This is a genomic window from Bacillus sp. JJ864, from assembly GCF_036963045.1.
Classification (GTDB): Bacteria; Bacillota; Bacilli; order Bacillales; family Bacillaceae_G; genus Bacillus_A; species Bacillus_A pseudomycoides_C.
Genome location: NZ_JBALLY010000119.1, coordinates 1 through 8,177 on the forward strand (window position 1 = coordinate 1; position 8,177 = coordinate 8,177).

The 8,177-nt window shown below is 32.3% G+C and carries 4 protein-coding genes and 4 pseudogenes; 3 read left to right on the top strand and 5 right to left on the bottom strand.

Annotation, left to right across the window (positions count from 1 at the left end):
• Positions 1 to 270: 270 nt before the first annotated feature.
• The 3 genes and pseudogenes from V7024_RS17595 to V7024_RS17605 all read left to right on the top strand — a co-directional run bounded on the left by V7024_RS17595 (position 271) and on the right by V7024_RS17605 (position 2,589).
• On the top strand, positions 271 to 576 hold the full coding sequence (locus V7024_RS17595) for a hypothetical protein (protein ID WP_335522249.1): 306 nt from the start codon (positions 271 to 273) through the stop codon (positions 574 to 576).
• A 228-nt stretch (positions 577 to 804) separates the two neighbouring features.
• Positions 805 to 1,178, top strand: a pseudogene (locus tag V7024_RS17600) (tyrosine-type recombinase/integrase).
• A gap of 50 nt (positions 1,179 to 1,228) precedes the next feature.
• A pseudogene (locus V7024_RS17605) lies at positions 1,229 to 2,589 on the top strand (IS3 family transposase).
• 217 nt (positions 2,590 to 2,806) lie between these two features.
• Here the strand turns inward: V7024_RS17605 and V7024_RS17610 are convergent.
• The 5 genes and pseudogenes from V7024_RS17610 to V7024_RS17630 form a co-directional block, all read right to left on the bottom strand.
• The gene (locus tag V7024_RS17610) at positions 2,807 to 3,547 is read right to left on the bottom strand and encodes a hypothetical protein (RefSeq protein WP_335522251.1); all 741 of its coding nucleotides are present in this window, start codon (positions 3,545 to 3,547) and stop codon (positions 2,807 to 2,809) included.
• Between the two features lie 285 nt (positions 3,548 to 3,832).
• A pseudogene (locus tag V7024_RS17615) lies at positions 3,833 to 4,771 on the bottom strand (N-acetylmuramoyl-L-alanine amidase); the annotation flags it as partial.
• A pseudogene (locus V7024_RS17620) lies at positions 4,764 to 5,255 on the bottom strand (tyrosine-type recombinase/integrase); the annotation flags it as partial. The pseudogenes V7024_RS17615 and V7024_RS17620, both read right to left, overlap by 8 nt.
• 75 nt (positions 5,256 to 5,330) lie before the next feature.
• Positions 5,331 to 6,695 carry an O-antigen polymerase gene (locus tag V7024_RS17625; protein WP_335522298.1) on the bottom strand — a complete coding sequence of 455 codons (1,365 nt, stop codon included), beginning with the start codon at positions 6,693 to 6,695 and terminating at the stop codon, positions 5,331 to 5,333.
• 108 nt (positions 6,696 to 6,803) lie between these two features.
• Positions 6,804 to 8,177: hypothetical protein (locus tag V7024_RS17630; RefSeq protein WP_335522252.1), on the bottom strand; the 1,374-nt coding region annotated here is incomplete at its 5' end.

The following is an 8,177-nucleotide window of genomic DNA, read 5'->3' on the forward strand; positions in this document are numbered from 1 at the left end:
TTGCTAACTGCTCTTTTTAATGCAAGCTCATATACCGAAAGTGTATTTTTAATCCACCAGTTCAATAAATTGTAATATTTATCTATTAAATTACAATGAAATATATGGTATTATTTTTATGAACAGCACATGTTATATACATTATGCACCATGTAGAAAGCTCTAGCTGTATTAAGGTTAGGGCTTTCCTCTATTTGCCATCCAAATACATATTTCTATTCAAAAAGATTATTTTACAATTAATATATTCTAACTATAGGAGTGATTACTATGAACAAAATTGATAGCTTTTTCGAATCATCATTAAGTACATGCAAGACATTACAATTAAGTTTAATCCCAAATATATCTGGAAAAGAAGAAACTGTACCTCATAAGCTAGTTTCTTATGATTTCAAAGAAACTGTTACTGGTTATCTATTAGAATTGAACTTAGAAAATATAGAAACAAAAGAACAATATATTTTTACATACAATGATATTCAAAAAATAGAATATCATGGTGAATCTACACATCAAAATCAAAAATACTATGTATACTGTTTAAATAAACACTTATATACTAAACAACATTAGTTTTCTTTAAAATATTTTTTTGCTAGCTTCTATTTTTAATACATCTTCCGCAAACCGTAACTGCTATCCTATATACGAATCATTTTCATTTCCACCTGTTGCAAGTCAATCGCCAACACGTTGATTAATATCTTGTAAAAACTGCAAAGTTAATTACGATTTTACTATTTGTCAATACCCGTCTTCCTCTTCACATAACGTACAAAGTTTAAAAGACGAACACTTTCCGTGAACCGTTCCCTTTCCCATATTACGAAAGAATTTCATGAACCAAAAATTTCTTCAGGTAAACGATTAATTGTCATTCCTAAAATTACATTACAATTTCTAAAACAACAACTTAATTGAGTTAATACAGACAAAGAACGTTATGGAAGTGAACATAATGACTTTGACTTGGTTTGCCCTACTTTAACGGTAATCCCTGCAATTTTAGAAGTTTGACACAGCTATGAAAAAAGCTTATAAAGAAAAGTGGAGTTCCTGATATTCGCTTTCATAATCTTCGACATACACATGCTACTTTAATGCTAAAACAAGGAATACATCCGAAGATTGTCAGTGAGCGATTAGGACATAAAAGAGTAGGCATTACAAGATGAAGTGCACCCCAATTGTTAGACACAGTCTAACAATTGGAGGTGCTTTTCTTATGACTAAATTTACAATTGAAGAGAAATTACAAGCTGTAAAACGTTATTTAAATGGTAAAGAAAGCCAAAAAAATATCGCAGATTCTATCGGAGTGGCTCTCCCTGTTTTTCGAACATGAATTCAACAGTATCAATTTCATGGAGAAAAAGCTTTTAATAAAAGCTATACATCATACAGTTTGCAGTATAAACTAGACATACTTAATTATATGAACGAACGAGGGACGTCTATTAGAGAGACAGCTGCAATTTTTAACATCCCAGCACCTTCTACGCTATTTCAATGGAAAAAGCTATTAGAAACGAAAGGAATGGATGCCCTTGAACAAAAGAAAAAAGGGCGTCCATCTATAAAAAATAAAAACCATAATATAACCAAAAATCAAGGAACCGTTGAAGGTTCAATAGAGGCACTACAAGCGGAAAATGAGCGTTTACGTATGGAAAATGCGTATTTAAAAAAGTTGAATGCCTTAGTTCAAAACAAGGAAAAATCACGAAACAAGACAAAGCCCAAGTAGTCTATGAATTAAGGCATGAATTTTCGATAAAAATGCTACTTCAGCTCGCTGATATTCCCCGTAGCACGTATTATTATTGGGTGAAAAATGTTGATCGTCCTGATCCGGATACAGAGTTAAAAGTATTGATTCAATCTATTTATGACGAACATGAAGGACGTTATGGCTATCGTCGTATTCGTGATGAACTTACGAATCGCGGACACAAAGTAAATCATAAAAAAGTACAGCGTATCATGAAAGAACTAGGGTTAAAATGCCTTCTCCGTATGAAAAAATATCGCTCTTACAAAGGAACAGTTGGGAAGATTGCACCGAATATTTTAGAACGAAACTTCCAAGCTGAAAAACCAAATGAGAAATGGGTTACGGATATTACAGAGTTTAAATTATTTGGAGAGAAGTTATATTTATCACCGATGTTGGATCTATTTAATGGAGAAATTATCACGTATACAATTGGTTCACGACCAACGTATTCACTTGTTTCAACAATGCTAGATCAAGCTTTTGAGCGTTTAACGGACGAAGATACTCTTCTTATTCATTCTGATCAAGGTTGGCACTATCAAATGAAAAAATATAGCCACGCCCTTAGTGAACGTGGCATTACGCAAAGTATGTCTCGCAAAGGAAATTGTTACGACAACGCTGTTATTGAAAATTTCTTTGGTATCATGAAATCAGAATTTCTTTATCTAAAAGAATTTGAAAGTGTTGAACACTTTCAGCAAGAACTAGCCAAATATATAAATTACTACAACAACAAACGAATTAAAGCAAAACTAAAAGGCATGAGCCCGGTACAATACCGAGCTCATGCCCAAAAATCCGCTTAATGGAATAACATGTCTAACTTTATGGGGTCACTTCAAGAGCCGGATTTTTTATTAAATCATTACAATCTAAACTAATATTCTTTCTATTATTTTTGTTTTCTCTTTTTCACAAGAAAATATAAAACAAATAATACAATTATAATTGAGGCAAAACTTATAATAGTATAAATTCCTGTGCCAATATTCATTATTTCACCCCACAATTACGTGTTATATTTCACCAATTACCATTATCCCACGCTGTATCATTTCCGACATATAGTCTATGGTAAAATGTTGTAGTATAACCTCCTACTGTTCCGGTAAATCTTAAATAACCATATGCATTGCTATCGTAAGTTTCAGAATCTCTAACTAAATCTAAATATACATTTGATAAACTACCTACACCACTAATATCCCATTCATATATTCTACTAAGACTATCATATCCACCTTGTACATTTGTATAATCCGCTTTAAAACTAGAATATACAACTCCACTTAAACGAGAAACGTTCCGACCATAATAACTAACATATCCTGAACCAGTTCTAGAAGTGCCTCCTGAAACAGTTTCTTGTTTATCAGTAGATTTAACCCTCTCTACAGTGCCACCTGAAGCGGATTCTAATGTAACAGATCCATCTAAATACGTAGTTTTTCTTTCAGTACAAAGTATTCCATTTTCATCCCAATAACTCTTGGATTCTGTTCGTCCAGTACCTGCCATTGCAGGATTTTGTGCATCTAATAATTCACCTCGATTAACTTTTTCAGTTAATTTTACCTGAGTTTCTTCCGGAATCCCACCTCTGGTAAAATTCTTTTTTATTTCTTTTATTAATTCTTCACTAAGTACTTGTTGCTGTTGTTGTTCTTGTGTAACAGAGGTTTTTTCCATAGCTGCACTACTAATAGTAGGTAACCCACCTAGTGTTATCCCCAACGCTAATACAGTTGTTAATGCTTTTTTCATTAATAATCCCTCCTATACATAATAAACAGATATTCCGGAAAATATCACCTGTAAAATAACATATTTTTCTATTAATATATTATATATTTAATTTTCTCAACATTTGTAATGATAGAAATGAATTTTCTGACTTTTAACTTAACCTAGTTTTTATTAAGTCCCCCACAAGAGTCAGCTCTTATATTATCTAAGCCAACTCACGTATGACTCATCAAAATACATCGAACCGACTTATATTCAATTAAAATAACCAAGTCCGCAAAGGGAACTGGGTTTTATTTCAACCTATTTAACATACACATAAGCTTCATTTGCAGTTATATAATATGTTTTCCCTTTGCTGTTATGAATTTTGTACTGTGCAGAACCATTAACCATGATTTTCGCATCAATAGTGAATCCCCATCCTTCATCCAGGGTTCCTGCAACATCTTTATTCGCCCATGAAGGGGAATCATAGAATCGAAGGTTGTCCACTTTTGATATAACACGGCTACCAGTGACAGAAGAAGTCTTTTCCCCTTCATAACGAATGTACGATGAGTCGTAATAAATCCACTCATTTCCTCCAAGATTTAACCAGTTTCCTACTTTAGCATAAACTTTATATGCTTCGCCTTTTTGAAGCTTACGGATAACTCCATTACTTGTTGACGGTCCAGAACGAAGATTTACATTATAACCATTGATATAGGCGACTCCATTTGCACCTTTCACATCTTCAGAAGGTTGCTGCGATTTAGTTTCAACTGATACAGAACCGCCATTATATGCACGTTGAACATCTGCTCTGAATTGAGATTCTGAAACGCCATGACTACGAAGGTAATCAAGTGGGTCTTCATGATCTGTGCCACCTAGCTTGTATGTGATGTCTTTATGAGTCCACAAACCTTGCGCTGGGATAATACCTCTATCACGTAAAATATCTGCCAACAGATTCACATATCGCTCATAAGAGCGCTTGAATTTCACTGGATCACTCGTTTCACATAATTCTACATGAACGAAACGAGCGTTTGCTACTGGCCCAGCTCCCCAAGCGCGGTACTTTGTACTTGCGATTTGAATATTTTCATCCCAATCAGTGGCATAATGAACAAAAGCTGAACGCCATGTCCGAGTTTCATAACGTTGGATATTAATAGCTGGTGCCCCAGGTGTTGCTGTACTATGAGCCACAACTCCCTCGTATGCACCAACACCATTTCGATACCCTTGCTGCACTGTAATATGATAATGACAAATATGTTGCTAACATATATTTTTCTTGGCTAATAAGTTTATCAATTAACCAATTGATCTGCTCTTCTGGAATAAATGTAATTTCTCTCACAGGTCTTTTAGGTAGACCTTTAACTCTAGATCCAACGTTGTAATCATATTCATAATCATCGTCATCCGCACAATATTCAAGTGCTGAACGAAGTGCGCTCATAATACCGTTTACTCTAGAGTTTGACATTCCCATATCTTGAAAAATAATAGATAAATTTCGAATGTCCTTGCGTGTTAATTCAATAAGGTTTTTATTTTCAAAATACTGATGAACAATGTATATAACAATCCTTAAATCCCATTTATATTGTCTTATTGTACTTTCGGCTCTTCCTTCTGCCTTCTTTTCTATTAAGAAATCTTTAACGAGGTTTTTATTTTCTTGACTAACATGCTTATTATAAATCTTTTGATCTACAATTCTTTTCATGATGAATCTCCTCCTCAAAGTAAAAAGAAGAGCGATGAATATCATCGTTCTTCTCTTATTCAAAGCCGTATTTTGTTAAAAAACAATTTTTATTCTTTTTCTGTTACGTGTTTCTTGTACATCATTTTTTATTATTCGTTTCTCGTATCTCTTACTAATAATGATTAGTGAGAATATAATAATCCAACTAGCTGGCGATTGGTAGTCCCATCTGAACTCTGAAACAACTAAATGATGGATATAGTATACGAGTAAAGAAATTTTGTAAATATTTATATTCCGCAAACAATATTTGAACACAATACCGGAAATAATACCGTATAAGGTAGATAAAACAACAATACCAATTAACCCACAATCTAGATAAAAATTCATTACGTGTGTGTATAGGGCGTTGAAAGTTTGATCGGTACCGATTTGAATGTTTGGAACAGTAAAAGAAGACGTTGTATAATTTGCTGAGTTAAGCGCAATAGATGGATCATGTAAAAATGAACTTAAAAAAGAAACAATAACTTCTTCTATACCAGCAAAACTGGATCTTCCAAATGTATATCCAACTGAATCAGCGATATTTGAAGTTAAGAAATAATCAAGTGCTCGTAATGGACCAGTAAAATAAACAATCCCTTGCTTAAATGAATAGTTAACAAACGTATCCCACATCTGATAAAGACTTGGATTTTCTAATCCTATTCGACGTGCTGATGTCGAATTCATTACATACAATAAGACGAAGATACCGATTATAAAAAGTATCGATTTCTTTAAAGTACTTTTACGTATATGGAACTTTGGTATCTGTTTAAATTTACTAAAACTTTTCTTGAATGCAACGGCAATCAGGATGTATATAAGTAGGTCAAAATAAATCAAACGCCCATTGCCAATGAAACTAAAAAGAACACAGTTTAATAATGAGATTACTAAAGATACATTTTTTCGTCCGTAAATAATATAATTCACCATTACCATGATCACCGATATCATCATTATCGGTTTTATAATCCAATTGTAAAACAGCATTTCATACGTACTGTTAAACAGTAATCCAACAGTATAAACAATTCTTCGTTGGTCATCCAGTGTCATTGAAGACAATAGAGAACTGTATTTTAGATAATAGAAAAACAAAATCGCAAAAATAATGAACTGTAATATTAGGAACCTTTTTGAATTTAACTTTGTAAAAGAATTATCATTTGTAATAATACTGTCATTTTCTTTTATCAATATTTTAGATGAATCAATAAGAATACATCCGATTCCGAAACAAAATAGACTTAATAAAATTGTGAAATAAGTTTTTTCGGAAACTTCATATAATCCAAACGGATTACTTAATGATATCAAAATCCAAAATCCCCAAAATAACATGTAAAAACTTATTGGGTTATAAAACCTTCCACTCCGCAACTTTCCAAAAAATACAAAAAACATAATAATAGCAATAGTTAACAAAAAGACCAAAAATATCCACCTCCTAATATATTATAGTAACAAAAATTTATTACAATTTATATATTAAGAGGTAAATATTTCTTTTTATTAAACTGGCGTTCCCATTAAATCTTTCCAAATTGACCCATTCCAATATATTTGTTTTCCTAGTGTTGTATCATAATGTTCATGATTTATGAAAGGTGATATAGGTCTACTATGCGATGGTCCCATCGAATAACATTTTTCATACATTGTATTTTGAACGCTAAGTTGATCATTTAACAGAATTCTAGTTGGATCTACTTCAGAAAATTTAACTCTTGTTGAGTTAAATACAGTAGCAACATAGTTTGATGATGCACTTGCTTTAATATTTTTCATGCTTACATCATTACAGTCTTTTATCTGACAAGCCGTGTGTACGTATGCTTTGATATTTAAATCTCTTAATCTAACATCATTACAAGCCTCAATATATAACCCACGTGCGGCTCGATTTACGCCGTTATTTTCGAATGATATATTACGTATATTAGCACCTGTTATTCTATACAAATTCATGATTCTTTCATAATCATTCATAGTATATTTGCTATTTAATACAACATTATTAATAGTTAAATTTTTACTGTTTTTATTTCCAACATTTAGATAGTATGTATCGAACAATGATACATAGTTGGACGAGAATGTAGATTCATTATCTACAAAAACATTTTCAATCGATAGCCCATCAAATCCTTCGCTATTTTGAAGAAATTGTATTACAGCACTTCCGTACCAAGGCATTGTCACATTAACTCCATCGATAGAAACATTTCTAAACGGTTTACCATCGATTCTTAAGAATACAATATGTCTTTCAGCTTTGCCTTTTACATTTTTAATTGTAATGTTGTCTGCACCTATCTGAATACCAAATGAGTTAGGACTAACTAAATTTGCTTGATCTATATTAAATACTACATTATCAATACTTGTGTTCATACACGATGAAGCTATTGCCACACTAATTTTACCAATTGCTTGTACATTGTTTATCATAATATCGCTAGCATCCATTGCATTTACAACAGATAGAGCATCATTTGTATATGACTCGCCTTTAATTTTGTTTATCATTAAATTAGATACTTGAGCTTTAACCAATCTTTTACCAAAATTATATCCATCGACGTTTTCAATTATTATTTTAGCGCTTGAAAAACCTGCCAGATAAAGTGCCGCTGTATCTTCGAAAACGATATTTTCGTTGTCATCAATATTGTGAAATTCTTTAACATTAACATTTCTAATCGTTCCACCTTTTAATACACCTGTAATATTGGTGTTACCTACATATAGCCCATTTAAGCTACCCGCTCCATCCGTTATAACGCCATTTCCTTTTTTGAGAATGTTTTCAAAATCAATCCCATCAATATCTATACTGTTTCCTTGGTTAGTGATATAGACAATTGTTGAACTTGTTGTTGGATC